This is a genomic window from Aeromonas sp. PrichA-15, assembly GCF_017939245.1.
GTDB lineage: Bacteria > Pseudomonadota > Gammaproteobacteria > Enterobacterales > Aeromonadaceae > Aeromonas > Aeromonas caviae.
Genome location: NZ_JAGKRH010000238.1, coordinates 15,486 through 35,799 on the forward strand (window position 1 = coordinate 15,486; position 20,314 = coordinate 35,799).

Genomic DNA, 20,314 nt, shown 5'->3' on the forward strand with positions numbered 1-20,314 from the left:
GTGAGTTGAATACATCCGAAGGCGCAGGCCAGGGCCTACGCCTCGTAACCATTGGGGTTGGCGGACTGCCAGCGCCAGCTGTCGGCGCACATGGCGGCGAGATCCCGGCTGGCGTGCCAGTCCAGTTCCCGAGCGGCCTTGGCGGGATCGGCCCAGCACTCGGCGATGTCGCCGGGGCGCCGTGGCTCGATCCGGTAGGGAAGGGGCCGGCCGCAGGCGGCCTCGAACGCCGCGACCATCTGCAACACGCTCTGGCCCTGGCCCGTGCCCAGGTTGTAGGCGTGGACACCGCCCCGTCCGGCGCAGTGTTCCAGAGCCTTGACGTGCCCTTCGGCGAGATCCATCACATGGATGTAGTCGCGCACCCCGGTGCCGTCGATGGTTGGGTAATCGTTACCAAAGACCGAGAGGCAGTCGCGCCGGCCGATGGCGACCTGGGTCAAAAACGGCATCAGATTGTTGGGGATGCCCTGGGGATCCTCCCCCAGGGTGCCGGACTCGTGGGCGCCGACGGGATTGAAATAGCGCAGCAGGGTCATGCTCCAGTGGGGCTCGGCCCGCTGCAGATCCTCGAGGATCTCCTCGATGATCAGCTTGGATCGGCCGTATGGGTTGGTGGCGCTGCGGGGGAAATCCTCCCGGATCGGGGTGCTGGCGGGATCGCCGTAGACGGTGGCCGACGAGCTGAACACCAGATTGCGTACCCCGGCCCGTTTCATCGCCTGCAGCAATACCAGGGTGCCGCTCAGGTTGTTCTCGTAGTAGTCCAGCGGGATGCGGGTCGACTCGCCGACCGCCTTGAGGGCGGCGAAGTGGATCACGGCGTCGATGTGCTGCTCCCTGAAGATGCGATCCAGCAGGGTCGGGTCACGGATGTCCCCTTCGTAGAAGCGGGGCTCGCGCCCGCTGATGGCGGCGACACGGGTCAGGACGCCCGCCTTGCTGTTGCAGAGGTTGTCCACCACCACGGGCTCCATGCCTGCGGCCTGCAAGGCCAGACAGGTGTGGCTGCCGATGTAGCCGCAACCGCCGGTGACCAGTACTTTCATCCGTTGTTCCACCCTCAACTCCTCGCATCAGGAAAGCCTGAGCAGGAGTCTAGCCGAGGGGCTGACGGGCAAACTGTGAGCTGCTTAACAAATATGTGTAAACGATTACACTTGTTTTCATCGACCAATGTGGCAAGTTCTGATTTTTCCCCCTGTTATCAGTGACATTGAACGGTATAATGCGGCCAGTTGCAGCGTGAAATAAGTGAAAACAGAATGAGCACCATCAAGGATGTCGCCCGTTTGGCCAATGTGTCAGTGGCAACGGTTTCACGGGTGATGAACAACTCACCCAAGGCCAGTGCCGCCTCCCGCGAGGTGGTGCTGAAGGCCATGGCCGAGCTGGGCTATACCCCCAACGCCAACGCGCGGGCCCTGGTCAGCCAGACCTGTGACACCATGGGAGTGGTGGTGGGGGACGTGGCGGATCCTTTCTTCGGCGCCCTGGTCAAAGGGGTCGCGGCGGTGGCGGTGGAGCAGGGCTTGCATCTGTTGATGGGTAATGGTTTTCACCGCGCCCAGCAGGAGCGGGAGGCCATCGAGCTGCTCATCGGTAAACGCTGCGAGGCACTGGTGGTGCACAGCAAGGCGCTCGGCGACGAGGAGCTGGTCGACTACGCCCTGCGCGCCCCCGGCATGGTGCTGATCAACCGCGACATTCCGAGTCTGAGGGGGCGCTGCATCGCCCTCAACAACCGCCAGGGTGCGGCGACCGCCACCCGTCATCTGCTGGATCTCGGCCACCGCCATATCGCCTTCCTGAGCTCGGATCACGCCATCGAGGATGCGCTGTTGCGCCACCAGGGCTATCAGGATGCCCTGGCGGAGGCGGAGGTCTTCGCCGATCCCGAGCTGGTGGAGAGCGGCATGCCCAATGAAGAGGGGGGCGAGCGCGCCATGCTCAACCTGCTGGCCAAGGGGTTGCCCATCACGGCGGTGGTGGCCTACAACGACGCCATGGCGGCAGGGGCCATCTCTGTGCTGGCGGACAACGGCCTCAAGGTGCCGGAAGAGGTGTCTGTGGTGGGCTTCGATGACATCATCTACGCCAGATACCTGAGGCCCAAGCTCTCCACCATGCGCTATCCCATCGAGCTGATGGCGGCCCAGGCGGCCAAGCTGGCGCTGCAACTCGCCGCAGGGGAGAGCGAATCGGTGCAGAGCCGCATCTATACCCCCACCCTGATCAACCGCCATTCGGTCGCTCCCGTCAGGTCCTGATCGCAGCGCTTGCGCCCCGTCGGCGCAAGCGCTGCACCTGGCGAACCCGTACTGCAGCATATAAAGCGCCCCCATAGCTCAGACGATAGGTAGCTCAGAGCATGGCTAGCGCAGACCATAAAGGACTGTCTGAGGAGTGAGAACCGTCCCCTCACGCTCCCTGCCTGCCGAACTCGCCAGTTCTTCCCGCTCGTCTGTCACGAGCCCCTCTCCCCCGGTCTGCCGAGCCTCACTTCCGGCCAGATCCTGCCAGACGCCTGCCATGGCTTTCTCTGCGCCGGGCAGGGGCGATCGTGGTCTCTGCACACTCCTTCGAGAGGCCGGGCTGTGTGCCCGGAACCGGGTTGAGGCGAGGGGGCGCGATGTCGGGTCTTTGCCATGGCTTGCTCCGCTGGTTCGGCCATTGCCTCCCGGTTTCACACTCCCGGGCATCTTCTGCCCTTCCGAAGGTCCGCTTTTTCCCCCATGGGGTCATTTACCCGGATTTATCCGATTTTTACTCCGTTTTACTTAACAAAATGAGTGTAATCGTTTACATCTGTGTGAGCGGGATCGCCGATCACCGGGCAAAACTCTCCTACACTGCAGTGGTTTTCAGCGTGAATGCAGGGAGAAGTGAAGCATGCTCAGGGAGATAGTGGCCCGTCAGGATTGGCAGACCCAGGGGATCACCGCCGTGAACCGGTTGCCAGCCCATACCCCCTTGTCCAGTTGGCGCAGTGAAGGGGAAGCCAGGATAGGGGGGTTGTCACCTTCCCGCCTGCTGCTGGACGGCGAGTGGCAGTTCTCCTGGTTCGAGGCCCCGGAGCGGGTGCCGGAGCAGTGGCTGGTGGAGGATCTGCCGGATGCCTGCCCCATCAAGGTGCCGGGCAACTGGCAACTGGCTGCGGCCTATCCGGGGGCGCGACCCGTCACGGATGTGCCCATCTACACCAACATCAAGTACCCCTTTCCCTGCGACCCGCCCCGGGTGCCTGCCGAGAATCCCACCGGTTGCTACTCCCGCGAGTTCACCGTTGCTGCGGACTGGCTGGCCGAGGGGCAGACCCGGATCATCTTCGACGGAGTGGACAGCGCGTTTCACCTCTTCTGCAACGGCCGCTGGGTCGGTTACTCCCAGGACAGCCGGCTGCCGGCGGAATTCGATCTGACCCCCTTCCTTCAGGCCGGGGCCAACCGCCTCGCCGTCCTGGTGCTGCGCTGGTCTGACGGCTCCTATCTGGAAGATCAGGACATGTGGCGCATGAGCGGCATCTTCCGCTCCGTCAGCCTGCTGCACAAACCGGCCCGTCATCTGATGGATATCCGGGTGACGCCCGAGCTCGACGCCTGCTACCGGGATGCCCGCCTCAAGGTTGAATTGCAGGCGGCCAACGGAGCCGGTCTGTCGGTGGAGGCCAACCTCTATGATGGCGACGAGCGGGTTGCGACCCTGCGCCAGCAGATTGGCACCCAGGCCATCGACGAGAAAGGGGTGTATGACGATCGCGCCGAGTTGTGGCTGACGGTAACGGCCCCACACAAGTGGAGCGCCGAGACCCCGCACCTCTATCGCCTCACCCTGACCCTGCTGGACGAGCAGGGAAGCGTCCTCGAGAGCGAGGCCCATGACGTGGGCTTTCGGGCGGTGGAGATCCGTGGCGGCCTGCTGCGGGTCAACGGCCAACCCCTGCTCATTCGTGGTGCCAATCGCCATGAACACCATCCCGCCACGGGTCACGTGGTGACCCCGGCCGACATGGAGCAGGATCTGCTGCTGATGAAGCGGCACAACTTCAACGCGGTGCGCTGCTCCCACTATCCCAATCACCCCGAGCTCTATCGCCTGTGCGACCGGCTCGGCCTCTATGTGGTGGACGAGGCGAACCTGGAGACCCACGGCATGACCCCCATGGGGCGGCTGGCGCGGGATCCCGCCTGGAGCAACGCCTTCCTGGAGCGGGTCACCCGCATGGTGGCCAGGGACTTCAACCACCCCTGCATCATCATCTGGTCCCTGGGGAACGAATCCGGTTATGGTCCGGCCCACGACGCCATGTATCGCTGGGTGAAGGGGGCGGATCCCAGCCGCCCGGTGCAGTACGAAGGGGGCGGGGCCGACACCCCGGCCACCGACATCATCTGCCCCATGTATGCCCGTACCCACCAGGATCAACCCTTCCCGGCGGTGCCCAAGTGGGCGCTGGCCAAGTGGATCGGCCTGCCGGAAGAGACCCGGCCGCTGATCCTGTGCGAATACGCCCACGCCATGGGCAACAGCCTGGGGGGCTATGCCCATTACTGGCAGGCATTTCGCGATCATCCGCGGCTGCAGGGTGGGTTTGTCTGGGATTGGGTCGATCAGGGGCTGGACAAGCAGACCGACGATGGCCGCCATTTCTGGGCCTATGGTGGCGATTTCGGCGACACTCCCAACGATCGCCAGTTCTGCTGCAACGGCCTGCTGTTCCCCGATCGCACCCCCCATCCCTCCCTGTTTGAAGCCCGGCGTGCCCAGCAGCCCTTTGTTCTGACCCTGCAGGGTCGCCAGCCGCTGACGGTGGAGATCCGCAGCGAATACCTGTTCCGCGAGACGGACAACGAACGCCTGCAGTGGCGTCTGTGTGAAGACGGCGTGGTGGTGAGCCAAGGTGAATGCCCGCTCGAGCTGGCCCCCCGGGGGAGCGTGACGCTGACCCTGCTGGAGCAACTGCCGGCCTTTGCGCCGGGGGCGCTCGCCTGGCTGGATCTCGCCATCGTGCAGCCCACCGCCACGGCCTGGGCCGGAGCGGGTCACGAGGTGGCTCGCCAGCAATGCCTGTTGCCCGCGCCCCTGGCGCTGCCGTCGGCCTGCCCGGCGGTCAGCCTGACCGAGCAGCGCGATCACTGGGTGCTTGGCGCCGCAGATTCCCTGTGGCAGCTCGACAAGGCCAGTGGTCGCATCGTCAGCTGGCAGAAGCAGGGCCGCGAGCGGCTGCGCGACGCCATCGCCGATCACTTCTATCGGGCGCCGCTCGACAACGATATCGGCACCAGCGAGGCGGATCACGCCGATCCCAACGCCTGGATTGCCCGCTGGCAGGAGGCCGGACTCAATGATCTGCAGCACCGCTGTCTCGGCCTGGAGGCGAGTCCGGAGCTGGGCCTCATCACGGCGCACCACGGCTACTTCGTGGGTGACGAGCCGAAGATCCTGACCCGCTGGCATCACAGGATGGACGGGGAGGGCGCCATGCACCTCGCCATCGAGGTGGAGGTGGCCGCCGACATGCCCTCCCTGCCGCGCATCGGTGCCCGGCTCTGGCTGGCCGATGAACCGGCCGAAGGTGCCCCGGTGAGCTGGCTGGGGCTTGGCCCCCACGAGAATTACCCGGATCGCCGGCTCGCCGCCGATCTCGGTCGCTGGCAATTGCCCATCGAGGCGTTGCACACCCCTTATGTCTTCCCGACCGACAACGGACTGCGCTGCGATACCCGCGCACTGCAACTGGGGGATCTGGCGGTGGAGGGGCGCTTCCACTTCAGCGTCAGCCGCTACAGTCAGCAGCAGCTGGCCGAAGCCCGTCACCAGACCGATCTGGTGGCCCTGGGGGGCACGCACCTGTGCCTCGATGGCTTCCACATGGGGGTCGGAGGCGACGACTCCTGGAGCCAGAGCGTGCGGCCCGAGTTCTGGCTGTTGCCGGGGCGTTATCACTGGCACTGCCGTCTGAGCTAGCCGGACCCGCCGTCGGGAGATGGCGAGATCCAAAGGCGGTTTCTCACGTAACTATTTAATTTTTAACAATATTACGGCTATGTAACAGAGTGTAAACGTTTTCATTTTGTTGCCAGGATCACAGACCGCCTCACAACAAACTGATTACATTAGGCTGGCGCCAGCTCAAACGGTGTACAGCATTCCCTACAAAAAACAGATAGAGATCGGAGCATAACAATGAAAAAACTCACGACAGTTGCCACCTTGCTGATGGGACTGATGGCGGGAGCCCAAGCCCAGGCCGATACCCGTATCGGGGTCACCGTCTACAAGTACGACGACAACTTCATGGCCGTGGTGCGCAAGGCCATCGAGAAAGAAGCGGCGGCCACCCCGGGTGTGGAACTGCTGATGAACGACTCCCAGAACGACCAGTCCAAGCAGAACGACCAGATCGACGTACTGCTGGCCAAGGGCGTGAAGGCCCTGGCCATCAACCTGGTTGACCCGGCGGCGGCCCCTGTCGTGATTGAGAAAGCCCGTGCGGACGAGATCCCCGTGGTCTTCTACAACAAGGAGCCGAGCGCGGCCGACCTGGCCAGCTATGACAAGGCCTACTACGTTGGCACCGACTCCAAGGAGTCCGGAATCATTCAGGGCCAGCTGATCGCCAAGCACTGGAAAGCGCACCCCGAGTGGGATCTGAACAAGGATGGCGTCATCCAGTTCGTGCTGCTCAAGGGTGAGCCTGGCCACCCGGATGCGGAAGCCCGCACCACCTACGTCGTCAAGACCTTGAACGATGGCGGCATCAAGACCGAGCAGCTGCACATGGATACCGGTATGTGGGATACCGCCATGGCCAAGGACAAGATGGACGCCTGGATCTCCGGTCCGAACGCCAACAAGATCGAAGTGGTCATCGCCAACAACGACGGCATGGCGATGGGCGCCGTGGAATCCCTGAAGGCCCAGGGCAAGACCGCCATCCCGGTGTTCGGTGTTGACGCCCTGCCGGAAGCCCTGGCCATGGTCAAGAGCGGTGCCATGGCCGGTACCGTGCTGAACGATGCGGCCAACCAGGCCAAGGCCACCTTCGAGCTGACCAAGAACCTGGCCGAAGGCAAGCCGGCCGGTGAAGGCACCAACTGGAAGATCGACAACAAGGTCGTCCGCGTTGCCTACGTGGGCGTAGACAAAGACAACCTGTCCCAATTCGAGTAATTCCTCCCCTCAGGGCAAGGGAGATCCCCTTGCCCTCTTTTCAACCAGATGTGATGGCTGATATGACAACACGGCAACAATCAGAATGGCTGTTGGAGATGATTGACGTCAGTAAGAGCTTTCCTGGCGTCAAGGCACTCGATAATGTCAATTTACGGGTCCGTCCTCATTCTGTGCATGCGTTGATGGGCGAGAATGGCGCAGGGAAGTCCACGCTGCTCAAGTGCCTGTTCGGCATCTACGAGAAGGATCAGGGCAAGATCTTCTTCAAGGGACAGGAGATCAACTTCACCTCGTCCAAAGAGGCGCTGGAGAATGGCGTTTCCATGGTGCACCAGGAGCTGAACCTGGTACTGCAACGCACCGTGATGGACAACATGTGGCTCGGCCGCTATCCCACCAAGGGACTGTTTGTCGACCACGGCAAGATGTATCAGGACACCAAGCATATCTTCGAGGAGCTGGACATCGACATCGACCCCAGGGTCAAGGTCGGCACCCTGTCGGTTTCCCAGATGCAGATGATCGAGATTGCCAAGGCATTCTCCTATGACGCCAAGATCGTCATCATGGACGAACCCACCTCCTCCCTGACCGAGAAAGAGGTCAACCACCTCTTCAAGATCATCAACAAGCTCAAGGAGAAGGGGTGCGGCATCGTCTACATCTCCCACAAGATGGAAGAGATCTTCCAGCTCTGTGACGAGATCACCATATTGCGGGATGGCCAGTGGGTGGCGACCCAGCCCCTCAAGGGCATGACCATGGATCAGATCATCGGCATGATGGTCGGCCGCGAGCTCACCCAGCGCTTCCCGGAAAAAACCAACCAGCCCAAAGAGGTGATCCTCGAGGTCGAGCACCTGACGGCCAAGAACCAGCCTTCCATCAAGGACGTGACCTTCAACCTGCACAAGGGGGAGATCCTCGGCATCGCCGGTCTGGTGGGGGCCAAGCGCACCGACATCGTGGAGACCCTGTTCGGCATCCGCGATCGCAGCGAAGGGACCATCAAGCTGCACGGCAAAGAGGTGGCGAACCACAACGCCCACGAGGCGATCCAGAACGGCTTCGCCCTGGTGACCGAGGAGCGCCGCTCCACCGGGATCTATTCACGCCTCGACATCGCCTTCAACTCCCTGATCGCCAACATGGACAACTACAAGGGATCCATGGGGCTGCTCAGCGACAACAAGATGAAGAGCGATACCCAGTGGGTCATCGACTCCATGCGGGTCAAGACACCGACCCAGCAGACCCAGATCGGCTCCCTCTCCGGTGGCAACCAGCAGAAGGTGATCATCGGTCGCTGGCTGCTGACCCAGCCCGAGATCCTGATGCTGGATGAACCGACCCGGGGTATCGACGTCGGCGCCAAGTTCGAGATCTACCAGCTCATCCTGGAGCTGGCGAAGAAGGACAAGGGCATCGTCATCATCTCCTCCGAAATGCCGGAACTGCTCGGCATCACGGACCGCATCATGGTCATGAGCAATGGCCGGGTCGCGGGGATCGTCAACACCAAAGAAACTGACCAGAGCGAGATCCTGCGCCTGGCATCTCTGTACCTATAAAGACAGGAAGACATTATGGAGTCGGCTAAAAATTTCAATCTGATGCAGGCGCTCAAAGAGAACGGCATCTATGTGGTGTTGCTGGTGTTGCTCATGATCATCGTGATCAAGGAGCCCTCCTTCCTCAGCCTCACCAACCTCAGCAACATCCTGACCCAGTCCTCGGTACGGGTCATCATTGCCCTCGGGGTGGCGGGCATCATCATCACCCAGGGTACTGACCTGTCGGCCGGTCGCCAGGTCGGCCTGGCAGCGCTGATCGCGGCCACCATGCTGCAGGCCCTGACCAACGTCAACAAGGTCTTCCCCACCCTGGGGGAGGTGCCCATTCCGGCGGTGATCCTGCTGGTGTGCGTGGTGGGCGCCCTGATTGGTCTGGTCAACGGCCTGATCGTCGCCTACCTGAACGTGACGCCCTTCATCACCACCCTGGGCACCATGATCATCGTTTACGGCATCAACTCCCTCTATTTCGACTCCGTGGGGGCTTCTCCGGTAGCCGGGTTTGATCCTCGCTTCTCCAACTTTGCGCAGGGCTTCATCCGGATTGGTGGGTTCAAGCTCTCGTACCTGACCTTCTATGCGGCCATCGCCAGCGTCTTCGTCTGGGTGCTGTGGAACAAGACCCGCTTTGGTAAGAACATCTTCGCCATCGGTGGCAACCCGGAAGCGGCCAAGGTGTCCGGCGTCAACGTCGCCGTCAACCTGGTGGTCATCTATGCCCTGGCCGGTGTCTTCTACGCCTTCGGCGGCATGCTGGAAGCGGGGCGGATCGGCAGTGCCACCAACAACCTCGGCTTCATGTACGAGCTGGATGCCATCGCGGCCTGCGTGGTGGGGGGCGTTTCGTTTGCCGGCGGTGTGGGAACTGTCGCGGGTGTGATCACCGGCGTACTTATCTTCACGCTGATCAACTATGGTTTGACCTACATCGGTGTCAGCCCTTACTGGCAGTTCATCATCAAGGGCGGCATCATCATCCTGGCGGTAGCCCTGGACTCCATGAAGTACGCCAAGAAGAAGTAAGCATTGGCAGGGAGGGCCGGGTCATCCCGGCCCTTTCTCTTTGGAGGGACCCATACCATGGCATTCAAAGTCAAAATCAACGTACTGTTGCTGCTCGCCATTCTGGTCACCATCGGTACCGCCTGGTTCAGCGTCAACCATTTCATCAGCGGCTACATCCGCACCCAGGCCACCCAGAACATCAACGAGCAGATCACCCTGGTCAGGGAGAAGCTGGCGGGTGACATCAACCAGAAGGTGCTGCTGGCCGCCAACCTCAACCTCGGGGTGACCAGCGTCAAGAAGGCGCTGCAGGAGACCGGCTTTCACAACATCGTCAAGCTCATTGGCGACATGGCATTCGACGCGAACGGGATCATCGACGACAAGGCTAGGGTTGATGCCCTGCGCAAGCTGATCCCCGCCGCCAACAACCAGATCACCGTCAGCCCGCTGGAGCAGCTGGACGGCAAACCAGTCATCTCCATCCTGGTGCCGCGCGGTGCAGACTCAGCCTACCTCTACTACCTCGACATGAGCGAGTTCAAGACGCTGCTGACCAAGGTAAGCGGGGAAGGGCGTTACTTCTCCCTCACCGACAGTCAGGGACAGGTGCTCTACAGCAGCAAGCCCCAGGGAGAGAGCGAGAGCCGCCCCAACAAGCTGGATATTCGCGGCAGCGAGTGGACCCTGACCGGTTATGTGGATCTCGACTATATCCGGGCCATGACCCAGGCGCTCAACGGCAAGATCACCCTGGCCCTGCTCGGGGTGGCGGCGCTGGTACTGGCCCTCTCCATGGTGGCCCTCAATCTGGCCTATAGACCCATCCTCTCCCTGCGCGACCTGGTACAGGAGCTCTCCCAGGGCAATGGGGATCTGACCCGCCGGCTCACGGTGACCAGCAAGGATGATCTCGGCCAGATCTCGGCGGGCATCAACCGTTTCATCGAGCAGTTGCAGGGCATGATGGGGGAGGTGAGACAAGCGAGCGGCCAGCTCAATGAAGGGATATCGGCATTGGCGAGGCAGACGGGGTCGGCCCAGGGCCTGCTGGCCGAGCATGTGCGGGAGACCGAACAGGTGGTCACCGCTATCAACGAGATGAGCCGTACTGCCGTCTCGGTATCGGAGAGCGCGGCCAATACTGCCCAGCTGACCGGCCAGAGCCAGCAACTGGCCAACCAGTCGCGTCAGGTGGTGGATCAGGCCATGGCCAGCGTCACTGCGCTGGTGACGGAGGTGGAGGCCACGGCACACTCCATCGAAGCCATGCAGCAGGATGTGCAGCAGATAGGCTCGATTCTCGGGGTCATCGGTGGCATCGCAGAGCAGACCAACCTGCTGGCCCTCAACGCTGCCATCGAGGCAGCCCGGGCTGGTGAGCAGGGGCGGGGGTTTGCGGTGGTGGCGGACGAAGTGCGCTCTCTGGCGGGACGCACCCAGAAGAGCACTGCCGAGATCCAGACCATGCTGACCCGGCTGCAACGGGGCACCCAGACCGTGGTGGCCGCCATGGGCAACACCCGACAGAGCTGCCAGGATGCGGCGGAAAACACCAGCAAGGTGAATGCGTCACTGGATCTGATGGCGGGAGAAGTGGTGGAGATCAACGATCTCATCAGCCATATCGCCACGGCCGCGGAGGAGCAGAGTGCCGTTGCCGAGGAGATCAATCGCAACATGAGTGCCATCGCCGAGGTGATCACCCAGCTCAAGGGGAATGGCGAGCGCACCGTGGACAGCTCGAACGCCATGCAGCGTACCTATGACAGGCTGCGGGAGATAGTGGGGCACTTCCGGCTGGAATAGCGCCGGCTGGGCGAGTCCCGGTTACCCTGGCCAGCAATGCCGTGGTCGGGGTGACCCATCAGCGGGCAGACGTGAAAAATACCCAAAAAAGATGGGGGCGACTTGCGTCGCCCCCGATAGTCTTATCGCTCATATCCTTGAACGAAGTTGCTCCCTGCAATCCCTGACTATACCTCTTCCTTTAGGTTTCCCCTTCCCAATCCTTTGGGGTGTCCTTTAGCCATCATGGCCTGACGAGTCATCCGTTCCCGTCGCACTTTCTCCGTCCTGGGAGGTGTCCTTTACCACATCCTGTGGTGAGTCCATTTGCCCAACCCTGGCAGCCAGTCTTCCTGACCGACTTCATTGCGTCCGTGCAGGAGTAACTATAAGGATTTCGCGCAGGGCGACAATGACATGCTGAAAAACGTTTTATTCAAACTGGTTTCCCGCGAAAGGATAATGAAGTTATCTTTTTTAAAATCATGGTTTTAATGATCTCTCATGCTGTTTTTTCACGCGCATCTTCCGACTATGGCGAGATTTTTGTTGGCACTTTGCTTACTCAGTCTATGGCGAATGTCTCACAAGGCGTTTAACTGCGGTTCAGAATCCGGGGAGGCCGGTCAGTGTCGATCGCAGATGAGGGGGGAGGAGGGCAACGGGCATGATGCAGGTGGCGTGGTCCGGATCCCATTCAGGAGGTAAAGGAGGGAAAGCTGAGATGACCCAAGAGGAGATCGCCTCCCCTTGGGCGAGAGGGTCAGGGGTGCTGGCTGCCACCGTACCATTGGCATAGGTAGGCGGGTACCAGCATCTGGGGTGCCTGGTCAACGTGACAGACCACCAGCGGCATGGCGGGGGCTCCCTGGGCATGCACCAGGGCCGGTGTCATGGGCAGGACCAGGGCGACGAACAGAAACAGCGACGGGATCTTCATGGTTATCTCCTTGGTGACGGGAACGAATGTGACAAGCATCACTTTTTGAGTTAAGGCGAACCCGAAATCGGCGCAAGGTGACTGAAAAAATTCAACTAATGAAAAAACTTTGAATCCCGGTTGCACTCCGGTCGGTGAAAAAGTCGCCATCAGGATGCGTGCAAAATGCATATCCATATAAAAGAGATAGTGCACACGACTTGGCGATGAGGCTCGCCATCTGGCCCGGTTGGGCCGCCATGATCTGGGACAAGAGATGGATTATTCAGCGATAAAGGAGCAGGTGATTATTTATGTGAGAGCAAACGGGATGATAAGCGAGGATAAATTCAAAGGTGGGTGAGCTTTATTCAAAAAATGAGCGCTTTGATTTTAATACAATGATTTATTTGATGTTTTTTATTGGTGGCTATCCATTTCTGGATATCATGGATGAATGAAATTGCGCTCTTTGTGGAATATGTTGGGGCTTTATTGCGTATTTATGCCGGATGGAGGGTGAGGGAAATGTCAGATATGTAAACTCCATCATAAATTAACTTCTGAATTTATGCAGTCTCGGGTGAATGTGATCAATGTCCAAGTTTGGTGGAGTTGCCAGACCTAATCTCTGCGTCGAAAGGCAAGGGCAGGATAGAACACAAGCCGAGTACCCTACATAAAGAATATCCCGCCTTAGCCACGAGCCTGAATAGAAGGAATCTATTCAATCACTCGCAGGGACCACTGCTAGACGGAATATCATCATGAGCAAATTTTATGTGGGTTCTGAAGTTGGCCAGTTGCGCCGTGTCATGTTGCACCGCCCCAACCTCAGTCTGAAGCGTCTGACCCCTTCCAACTGCCAGGATCTGCTGTTTGACGACGTCCTGTCCGTGGAACGTGCCGGTCAGGAGCACGACAAATTCGCTCAGGTACTGCGCGATCAGAATGTCGAAGTCTTCCTCCTGACCAATCTGCTGGCGGAAACCCTGGACGTGCCGGAAGCCAAAGCCTGGCTGCTGCAACACCAGGTCTCCGACTATCGCCTCGGCACTGCCCTGGCCAACGACGTGCGCTGCTTCCTGGCGGACATGCCTCACCGCGAGCTGGCCCGCATCCTCTCCGGCGGCCTCACCTACTCCGAGATGCCCTACAGCGGCGTCAACATGGTGGTCGGCATGCATGCCCCGACCGATTTCATCATCGAACCGCTGCCCAACCACCTCTTCACCCGCGACACCTCCTGCTGGGTCTATGGCGGCGTCTCCATCAACCCCATGGCCAAGGCCGCCCGTCGTCGCGAGACCAACCACGTGAAGGCCATCTACCGCTGGCACCCGCAGTTTGCCGGTCAGGAGTTCATCAAGTACTTCGGTGACGAGGAGCGCGACTACGACAACTCCACCATCGAAGGGGGCGACGTCCTGGTCATCGGCCGAGGCGCCGTGCTCATCGGCATGTCCGAGCGCACCACGCCGCAAGGGGTGGAGCATCTGGCCCGCAGCCTGTTCAAGCACGGTCAGGCCAAGCAGGTCATCGCCATGGAGCTGCCGAAACACCGCAGCTGCATGCACCTCGACACCGTCATGACCCACATGGATGTCGACACCTTCTCCGTCTATCCGGAAGTCATCCGCAAGGATGTGAACTGCTGGAGCCTGACCCCGGGCGGAGCCACCGGGATGAACATCAAGGAAGAGGGTTACTTCGTGACCGCCATCGAGAAGGCGCTGGGGGTGGATCAGCTCAGGCTCATCACCACCGGCGGCGACAGCTTCGAGGCCGAGCGGGAGCAGTGGAACGACGCCAACAACGTGCTGACCGTGCGCCCCGGCGTGGTGGTGGGTTACGAGCGCAACACCTACACCAACGAGAAGTACGACAAGGCCGGCATCACTGTGCTGCCCATCCCGGGTGAAGAGCTGGGACGTGGCCGCGGCGGCGCCCGCTGCATGAGCTGCCCGATGGAACGTGACGGCATCTGACAAGACGGCGTGGCGCCGGCAGAGGCTGGCGCCACACACACCCGAACTCGAGAGTAACACCCATGAAAAAACCAACTGTCGTCGTCGCCCTGGGGGGCAATGCCCTGCTCCGCCGCGGTGAACCTCTGGAAGCCGACATCCAGCGCAAGAACATCGCCACCGCCGCCAAGACCATCGCCCGCATCGCCGAGGATTACAACGTGGTGCTGGTGCACGGCAACGGCCCGCAAGTCGGCCTGCTGGCCCTGCAGAACAGCGCCTACACCAAGGTCTCCCCCTATCCCCTGGATGTGCTGGGTGCCGAGTCCCAGGGCATGATCGGCTACATGCTGATCCAGGAGTTGAAGAACCTGATGCCGAGCCGCAACGTCACCGCGCTGCTGACCCAGGTGCAGGTTGATCCCCAGGATCCGGCGTTTGCCAACCCGACCAAGTTCATCGGCCCCGTCTACGAAGAGGCGGAAGCCCGCACCCTGGCTGCCGAGAAGCACTGGGTGGTCAAGGCCGACGGCAAGTTCTTCCGCCGTGTGGTGCCGTCCCCGCTGCCCCAGCGCATCGTCGAAGGCGACGCCATCGAAACCCTGATCGCCCAGGGTCACCTCATCATCTGTACCGGTGGTGGTGGTATCCCGGTGACCTGGGATGGCCAGAGCCTGACCGGCATCGAGGCCGTCATCGACAAGGACATGTCTGCCGCCTACCTGGCCAAGCAGATCAAGGCCGACGCCCTGCTGATCCTGACCGACGCCGATGCCGTCTATCTGGATTGGGGCAAGCCGACCCAGCGTCCGCTGCGGGTCACCAGCCCGGACGAGCTGGCGGGCGTCAAGTTCGATGCCGGCTCCATGGGGCCCAAGGTCGAAGCCTCCTGCGAATTCGTCAAGGCGACCGGCGGCATGGTCGGCATCGGCTCCCTGGAAGATGGCCTCGCCATCCTCAAGGGGGAAGCCGGCACCAACATCGTCGCCACCAATACCGTCAATGCCTGAGTCGTTGAATCACTGCGTAGTCAATAACACTGCCCGAATTGGTCTGACACAAATATAGAGAGAACTCATCATGGCTTTTAATCTGCGTAACCGTAACTTCCTGAAACTGCTGGACTTCACCCCGCGCGAAATCCAATACATGATCGACTTGGCCATCGACCTGAAGAAGGCCAAATACGGTGGCTATGAGCGCAAGCACCTCACCGGCAAGAACATCGCCCTGATCTTCGAGAAGACCTCCACCCGCACCCGCTGTGCGTTTGAAGTGGCGGCCTTCGACCAGGGCGCCCAGGTCTCCTACCTCGGCCCGAGCGGTTCCCAGATCGGTCACAAGGAGTCCATGAAGGACACCGCCCGGGTGCTGGGCCGCATGTATGACGGCATCGAATACCGTGGCTACGGCCAGGAGATCGTGGAAGAGCTGGGGGCCTACGCCGGCGTCCCGGTCTGGAACGGCCTGACCAACGAATTCCACCCGACCCAGATCCTGGCGGACTTCATGACCATGCTGGAGCACGGCAAGGGCAAGCGTCTGGATCAGATCAAGTTCGCCTACCTGGGTGATGCCCGCAACAACATGGGCAACTCCCTGATGGTGGGTGCCGCCAAGATGGGCATGGACATCCGTCTGGTGGCGCCGAAAGCCTTCTGGCCGGAAGAGGAGCTGGTTGCCACCTGCCGCCTCATCGCCGAAGAGACCGGTGCGCGCATCCACCTGACCGAAGACGTGAAAGAAGGTGTGCTGGGTGCCGACTTCCTCTACACCGACGTCTGGGTCTCCATGGGTGAAGCGAAGGAAGCCTGGGATCAACGGGTGAAACTGATGACCCCGTATCAGGTCAACATGGACGTCATCAACGCCACCAAGAACCCGGATGTGAAGTTCATGCACTGCCTGCCGGCGTTCCACAACGACGAGACCACCATGGGCAAGGAAGTGGCCGACAAATATGGCATGAAGGGCCTGGAAGTGACCGAGGACGTGTTCGAATCCGAGCACAGCATCGTGTTCGACGAGGCGGAAAACCGGATGCACACCATCAAGGCAGTGATGGTGGCTACGCTGGGCGACTGACGTCGTCAGTGGTGCCGGGGGGTGACCCCCGGCTTTTCAACCATGTGACAGCGGCATAATACCTCCAACCCTACGACCCGCAGCCTGCATGGATACCACACCCACAGAAGGAAGCTGGACCATGACCAAATTCAAGTTCCCGTCAGCCTACACGATACTGTTTGTGCTGATCGCCCTGGTGGCCGCCCTGAGCTGGATAGTGCCGGCCGGCAAATACGAGATGACCATGAACGAGGCCCTCGGCAAGGAAGTGCCGGTGGCCGGTACCTACAAGCTGGTGGATGCCAATCCCCAGGGGATCGTCGACGTGCTGCTGGCACCCATCGACGGTCTCTACAACCACGACACCTATGAGGCTGGCGCCATCGACGTCTCCCTCTTCATCCTGATCATCGGTGGCTTCCTTGGCATCGTGACCAAGACCGGCGCCATCGATGCCGGTATCGAGCGCGTCACCGATCGCCTGCGTGGCCGTGAAGAGTGGATGATCCCCATCCTGATGGCGCTGTTCGCCGCAGGGGGCACCATCTACGGCATGGCGGAAGAGTCCCTGCCGTTCTACACCCTGCTGGTGCCGGTAATGATGGCCGCCCGCTTCGACCCCGTGGTCGCTGCCGCGACCGTGCTGCTGGGGGCCGGTATCGGTACCCTGGGCTCCACCATCAACCCGTTCGCCACCGTGATCGCCGCCAACGCGGCCGGCATCTCCTTCACCGACGGCATCTGGTTGCGGGTCGCCATGCTGGTGGCCGGCTGGCTGATCTGCGTGGCCTATGTGATGCGTTACGCCAAGATGGTGCGAAGCGACCCCAGCAAATCCCTGGTGGCCGACAAGTGGGAAGAGAACCGTGCCCACTTCCTCGGCAACAAGAGCGACCAGATGCTGGAGTTCACCACCACCCGCAAGATCGTGCTGGGTATCTTCGTCGCCGCCTTTGCCGTGATGATCTACGGGGTGGCCGTGCTGGGCTGGTGGATGGCGCAGATCTCCGGCGTCTTCCTGGCTGCCGCCATCATCGTCGGCGTCATCTCCCGCATGAGCGAGGAGGAGCTGACCTCCAACTTCATCGACGGTGCTCGTGACCTGCTCGGCGTGGCCCTCATCATCGGTATCGCCCGCGGTATCGTGGTGGTGATGGACAACGGCATGATCACCCACACCATTTTGCACAGTGCAGAGGGGATAGTGACCGGCCTCTCCACCATCGTCTTCATCAACGTGATGTTCGTGCTGGAAGTGGTGCTCTCCTTCCTAGTGCCGTCCTCCTCCGGTCTGGCGGTGCTGACCATGCCGATCATGGCGCCGCTCGCCGACTTCGCCAACGTGGGCCGCGAGCTGGTGGTCACCGCCTATCAGTCCGCTTCCGGCCTGGTGAACCTGGTGACCCCGACCTCCGCCGTGGTCATGGGGGGACTGGCCATCGCCAAGGTGCCCTATGTGCGCTGGCTGAAGTGGGTGGCCCCGCTGCTCGGCATGCTGACTGTGCTGATCGTGCTCTGCCTGAGCCTGGGTGCCGTGCTGGCATGAATGCCGACAGACATAGGGACAACAACGGGAGCCTGGGGCTCCCGTTTTTTATGGCTGGCAAGGCGGGGCGCCCGGGCTCTCCCGTGGTCTGACTCCTTGCCGCGCGGGCAACAAAAAGGCGACCCCGGGGTCGCCTTCTGGCATCCAGCAGGGGTCAGCGGGCGTTTTCCAGGGTGCGCACCACGGCGGCGTGAGCCTGGCGGGTGCGGCTGATGTGGCGCGGGGCGATCAGTACCACGTCGTTGCCGGCCACGGCCCCCAGGATCTCGGGATTGGCGTTGCGATCCAGCAGGCGAGCCACCACGGTAGCGGCCCCCGGGGTGGTATGCACCAGCACCATCTGCTGGTTGTGGACCACGGCGCGCACCATGTCGTGGATGGAGCGGGTGCTGCCGGCGGGCTCCAGCTGCTCGTCCACCAGGGTGTAGACCTTCTTGCCGTTGGCGTTCTGGGCCTTGGCGACCCCGAGACGGCGCAGCAGGCGGGAAATGGTGGACTGGCTGATGTCCGCAAAACCGCGGGCGGAGAGCTCGCGGCGGATCTCCTCCTGGGTGCTGTAACAGTGCTGGCCGATGATCTGGCGGCAGGCGTCGAGCTGGGCCAGGTCGGACTCTGGTTCTGCTGGGCGGCTGAGGGTGTTGACCATGGCGACTTCCTTTGGCGATGAGCGATGGCGGTCTCGCCCAGTCTGTCGTTCCGGCTTTTCATAGCGAAAAACACTAATGAGGAGCACTCAAGCAGGGGATGAGCGAGGTATATCCATTACGGGATGGCAAATTATAACCAAAGGGGGAATAAGTGATGTGACAGGGTTCAAAAATGGGCCCGATAGGGCCCACATGGATATCCTTTGTCGGCAGGAAATCAGTAGCGTTCGCTGACGATGTCCTGGGTGAAGGACTTCTCGCAGTATTTGCACTTCATCCGCACCGCCCCTTTCACCTCGCGCACCCGGAAGTAGCTTTCCACCGGTTCGTTGTGGGAGATGCAGTTGGAGTTGGGGCAGTGGAAGACCCCTTCGATGAACTCCGGCAGCGCCAGCTGGTGCTTCTTCACCACCACGAAGTCTTCGATGATGTTGACGGTCGCCTTGGGGGCGAACAGGGCGAGCTGGTTGGCCTGCTGCTCGGTCAGACGGGTGTTCTCGATCTTGATGAGATCCTTCTTGCCGAGGGCGCCGGATTTGAGGTTGAAGCCGACGGTGATCCGCTCCTGGGTCTCGATCAGCTGGAACAGCTTGAGGATCTTGATGCCCTGGCCGGCGGGGACGTGGTCGATGACGGAGCCGTGACGGATGGCTTCGACTTGCAGTTGGTTCTTCTCGGACATGATGTTCCCCTTTCCCTTAGACGGTTTCGTTCAGTACCAGTGCCAGCAGTGCCTGGCGGGCATAGACCCCGTTCTCCGCCTGCTGGAAGTAGTAGGCGTGGGGGGTCTTGTCGACGGCGACCTCGATCTCGTCAACCCGGGGCAGGGGATGGAGGATCTTCATGGTGGGCTTGGCCCCTTCCAGGGTCGCCAGCTCCAGCACGAACTTGGCGGCCATGTGCTTGTACTCGGTCTCGTCGAAGCGCTCCTTCTGGACGCGGGTCATGTAGAGGATGTCGAGCTCCGGCATCACCTCTTCCATGGTCTCGTGCACGCTGAAGCGGATGCCCTTCTCTTCCAGCTCCTCGCAGAGGTAGTCCGGCATGGCCAGCGCCTCCGGCGAGATGAAGAAGAAGCGGCAGTTGAACAGGCTCAGGGCCTGGGCCAGGGAGTGGACGGTGCGGCCGTACTTCAGGTCACCGACGAAGGCGACGTTGAGGCCGTCCAGCTTGCCTTGGGTCTCGTGGATGGAGAAGAGGTCGAGCAGGGTCTGGGTGGGATGCTGGTTGGAGCCGTCACCGCCGTTGATGACCGGCACCCGGGAGAACTCGGAGGCCAGACGGGCTGCCCCTTCCTTCGGGTGGCGCATCACCACCGCATCGGTGTAGGAGCCGATGATCTTGATGGAGTCGGCCAGAGTCTCGCCCTTCTTGGCGCTGGTGTTGCCGCCGTCGGCGAAGCCGATGATGTTGCCGCCCAGGCGCTGGACCGCGGTCTCGAAGGAGAGACGGGTGCGGGTGGAGGCTTCGAAGAAGCAACTGGCGACCAGCTTGTCTTTCAGCAGGCGGCTGTCGGGTTCGGCCTTCAACCGCTGTGCGGTGGCGACCACCAGTTCCATGTCGGACCGGGTCAGATCCGAGATGGAGATGACGTGTTTGTTATAGAGTGGATTGGTCATCGTCTG

15 protein-coding genes are annotated in these 20,314 nt (G+C 61.3%); 10 read left to right on the forward strand and 5 right to left on the reverse strand.

Annotated elements, in window-relative coordinates:
• Window positions 1-35 precede the first annotated feature (35 nt).
• The gene (gene galE, locus J9889_RS19915; protein WP_210557837.1) at window positions 36-1,049 is read right to left on the reverse strand and encodes a UDP-glucose 4-epimerase GalE; all 1,014 of its coding nucleotides are present in this window, start codon (window positions 1,047-1,049) and stop codon (window positions 36-38) included.
• A gap of 216 nt (window positions 1,050-1,265) precedes the next feature.
• On the opposite strand from galE, the gene J9889_RS19920 reads away from it, so the two are divergent.
• The 6 genes from J9889_RS19920 to J9889_RS19945 all read left to right on the forward strand — a co-directional run bounded on the left by J9889_RS19920 (window position 1,266) and on the right by J9889_RS19945 (window position 11,564).
• Window positions 1,266-2,270: a substrate-binding domain-containing protein gene (locus J9889_RS19920; protein WP_010676018.1), complete on the forward strand. Its 1,005-nt coding sequence runs from the start codon at window positions 1,266-1,268 to the stop codon at window positions 2,268-2,270.
• A gap of 622 nt (window positions 2,271-2,892) precedes the next feature.
• On the forward strand, window positions 2,893-5,967 hold the full coding sequence (locus J9889_RS19925) for a beta-galactosidase (RefSeq protein WP_210557839.1): 3,075 nt from the start codon (window positions 2,893-2,895) through the stop codon (window positions 5,965-5,967).
• Window positions 5,968-6,186: 219 nt separating this feature from the next.
• Entirely contained in the window at window positions 6,187-7,173 is a 987-nt protein-coding gene (gene mglB / locus J9889_RS19930) for a galactose/glucose ABC transporter substrate-binding protein MglB (RefSeq protein WP_010676016.1), read from the forward strand.
• Window positions 7,174-7,226: 53 nt separating this feature from the next.
• Window positions 7,227-8,747: a galactose/methyl galactoside ABC transporter ATP-binding protein MglA gene (mglA, locus tag J9889_RS19935; RefSeq protein ID WP_010676015.1), complete on the forward strand. Its 1,521-nt coding sequence runs from the start codon at window positions 7,227-7,229 to the stop codon at window positions 8,745-8,747.
• Window positions 8,748-8,762: 15 nt separating this feature from the next.
• The gene (gene mglC, locus J9889_RS19940; protein ID WP_010676014.1) at window positions 8,763-9,773 is read left to right on the forward strand and encodes a galactose/methyl galactoside ABC transporter permease MglC; all 1,011 of its coding nucleotides are present in this window, start codon (window positions 8,763-8,765) and stop codon (window positions 9,771-9,773) included.
• 57 nt (window positions 9,774-9,830) lie between these two features.
• Window positions 9,831-11,564 carry a methyl-accepting chemotaxis protein gene (locus J9889_RS19945; protein WP_210557840.1) on the forward strand — a complete coding sequence of 578 codons (1,734 nt, stop codon included), beginning with the start codon at window positions 9,831-9,833 and terminating at the stop codon, window positions 11,562-11,564.
• 742 nt (window positions 11,565-12,306) lie between these two features.
• Here the strand turns inward: J9889_RS19945 and J9889_RS19950 are convergent.
• The gene (locus tag J9889_RS19950) at window positions 12,307-12,483 is read right to left on the reverse strand and encodes a hypothetical protein (RefSeq protein ID WP_102983722.1); all 177 of its coding nucleotides are present in this window, start codon (window positions 12,481-12,483) and stop codon (window positions 12,307-12,309) included.
• Between the two features lie 746 nt (window positions 12,484-13,229).
• Between J9889_RS19950 and arcA the strand changes: the two genes are divergently transcribed.
• The 4 genes from arcA to J9889_RS19970 all read left to right on the forward strand — a co-directional run bounded on the left by arcA (window position 13,230) and on the right by J9889_RS19970 (window position 18,042).
• Window positions 13,230-14,450, forward strand: coding sequence for an arginine deiminase (arcA, locus tag J9889_RS19955; RefSeq protein WP_010676011.1), 1,221 nt, complete (start codon window positions 13,230-13,232; stop codon window positions 14,448-14,450).
• Between the two features lie 62 nt (window positions 14,451-14,512).
• Window positions 14,513-15,439, forward strand: coding sequence for a carbamate kinase (gene arcC / locus J9889_RS19960; RefSeq protein ID WP_039039634.1), 927 nt, complete (start codon window positions 14,513-14,515; stop codon window positions 15,437-15,439).
• 70 nt (window positions 15,440-15,509) lie between these two features.
• Window positions 15,510-16,514: an ornithine carbamoyltransferase gene (gene argF, locus J9889_RS19965; RefSeq protein WP_210557842.1), complete on the forward strand. Its 1,005-nt coding sequence runs from the start codon at window positions 15,510-15,512 to the stop codon at window positions 16,512-16,514.
• A 121-nt stretch (window positions 16,515-16,635) separates the two neighbouring features.
• Window positions 16,636-18,042 carry a YfcC family protein gene (locus J9889_RS19970; protein WP_010676008.1) on the forward strand — a complete coding sequence of 469 codons (1,407 nt, stop codon included), beginning with the start codon at window positions 16,636-16,638 and terminating at the stop codon, window positions 18,040-18,042.
• A gap of 154 nt (window positions 18,043-18,196) precedes the next feature.
• Here J9889_RS19970 and J9889_RS19975 read toward each other — a convergent pair whose 3' ends face one another.
• From J9889_RS19975 to pyrB, 3 genes are all read right to left on the reverse strand, one after another.
• Complete coding sequence (locus tag J9889_RS19975; RefSeq protein WP_039039633.1) at window positions 18,197-18,688, reverse strand: ArgR family transcriptional regulator; 492 nt, start codon at window positions 18,686-18,688, stop codon at window positions 18,197-18,199.
• 218 nt (window positions 18,689-18,906) lie between these two features.
• Window positions 18,907-19,371, reverse strand: a complete 465-nt coding sequence (gene pyrI, locus J9889_RS19980) for an aspartate carbamoyltransferase regulatory subunit (protein WP_010676006.1) — start codon at window positions 19,369-19,371, stop codon at window positions 18,907-18,909.
• 16 nt (window positions 19,372-19,387) lie between these two features.
• Window positions 19,388-20,308 carry an aspartate carbamoyltransferase gene (gene pyrB / locus J9889_RS19985; RefSeq protein ID WP_069784964.1) on the reverse strand — a complete coding sequence of 307 codons (921 nt, stop codon included), beginning with the start codon at window positions 20,306-20,308 and terminating at the stop codon, window positions 19,388-19,390.
• Between the last annotated feature and the right edge of the window lie 6 nt (window positions 20,309-20,314).

Excerpts from the sequence above, each read along its gene's own strand:
- galE (WP_210557837.1), bottom strand. The coding sequence starts at position 1,049 with ATGAAAGTACTGGTCACCGGCGGTTGCGGCTACATCGGCAGCCACACC.
- J9889_RS19920 (WP_010676018.1), top strand. The coding sequence starts at position 1,266 with ATGAGCACCATCAAGGATGTCGCCCGTTTGGCCAATGTGTCAGTGGCA.
- J9889_RS19925 (WP_210557839.1), top strand. The coding sequence starts at position 2,893 with ATGCTCAGGGAGATAGTGGCCCGTCAGGATTGGCAGACCCAGGGGATC.
- mglB (WP_010676016.1), top strand. The coding sequence starts at position 6,187 with ATGAAAAAACTCACGACAGTTGCCACCTTGCTGATGGGACTGATGGCG.
- mglA (WP_010676015.1), top strand. The coding sequence starts at position 7,227 with ATGGCTGATATGACAACACGGCAACAATCAGAATGGCTGTTGGAGATG.
- mglC (WP_010676014.1), top strand. The coding sequence starts at position 8,763 with ATGGAGTCGGCTAAAAATTTCAATCTGATGCAGGCGCTCAAAGAGAAC.
- J9889_RS19945 (WP_210557840.1), top strand. The coding sequence starts at position 9,831 with ATGGCATTCAAAGTCAAAATCAACGTACTGTTGCTGCTCGCCATTCTG.
- J9889_RS19950 (WP_102983722.1), bottom strand. The coding sequence starts at position 12,483 with ATGAAGATCCCGTCGCTGTTTCTGTTCGTCGCCCTGGTCCTGCCCATG.
- arcA (WP_010676011.1), top strand. The coding sequence starts at position 13,230 with ATGAGCAAATTTTATGTGGGTTCTGAAGTTGGCCAGTTGCGCCGTGTC.
- arcC (WP_039039634.1), top strand. The coding sequence starts at position 14,513 with ATGAAAAAACCAACTGTCGTCGTCGCCCTGGGGGGCAATGCCCTGCTC.
- argF (WP_210557842.1), top strand. The coding sequence starts at position 15,510 with ATGGCTTTTAATCTGCGTAACCGTAACTTCCTGAAACTGCTGGACTTC.
- J9889_RS19970 (WP_010676008.1), top strand. The coding sequence starts at position 16,636 with ATGACCAAATTCAAGTTCCCGTCAGCCTACACGATACTGTTTGTGCTG.
- J9889_RS19975 (WP_039039633.1), bottom strand. The coding sequence starts at position 18,688 with ATGGTCAACACCCTCAGCCGCCCAGCAGAACCAGAGTCCGACCTGGCC.
- pyrI (WP_010676006.1), bottom strand. The coding sequence starts at position 19,371 with ATGTCCGAGAAGAACCAACTGCAAGTCGAAGCCATCCGTCACGGCTCC.
- pyrB (WP_069784964.1), bottom strand. The coding sequence starts at position 20,308 with ATGACCAATCCACTCTATAACAAACACGTCATCTCCATCTCGGATCTG.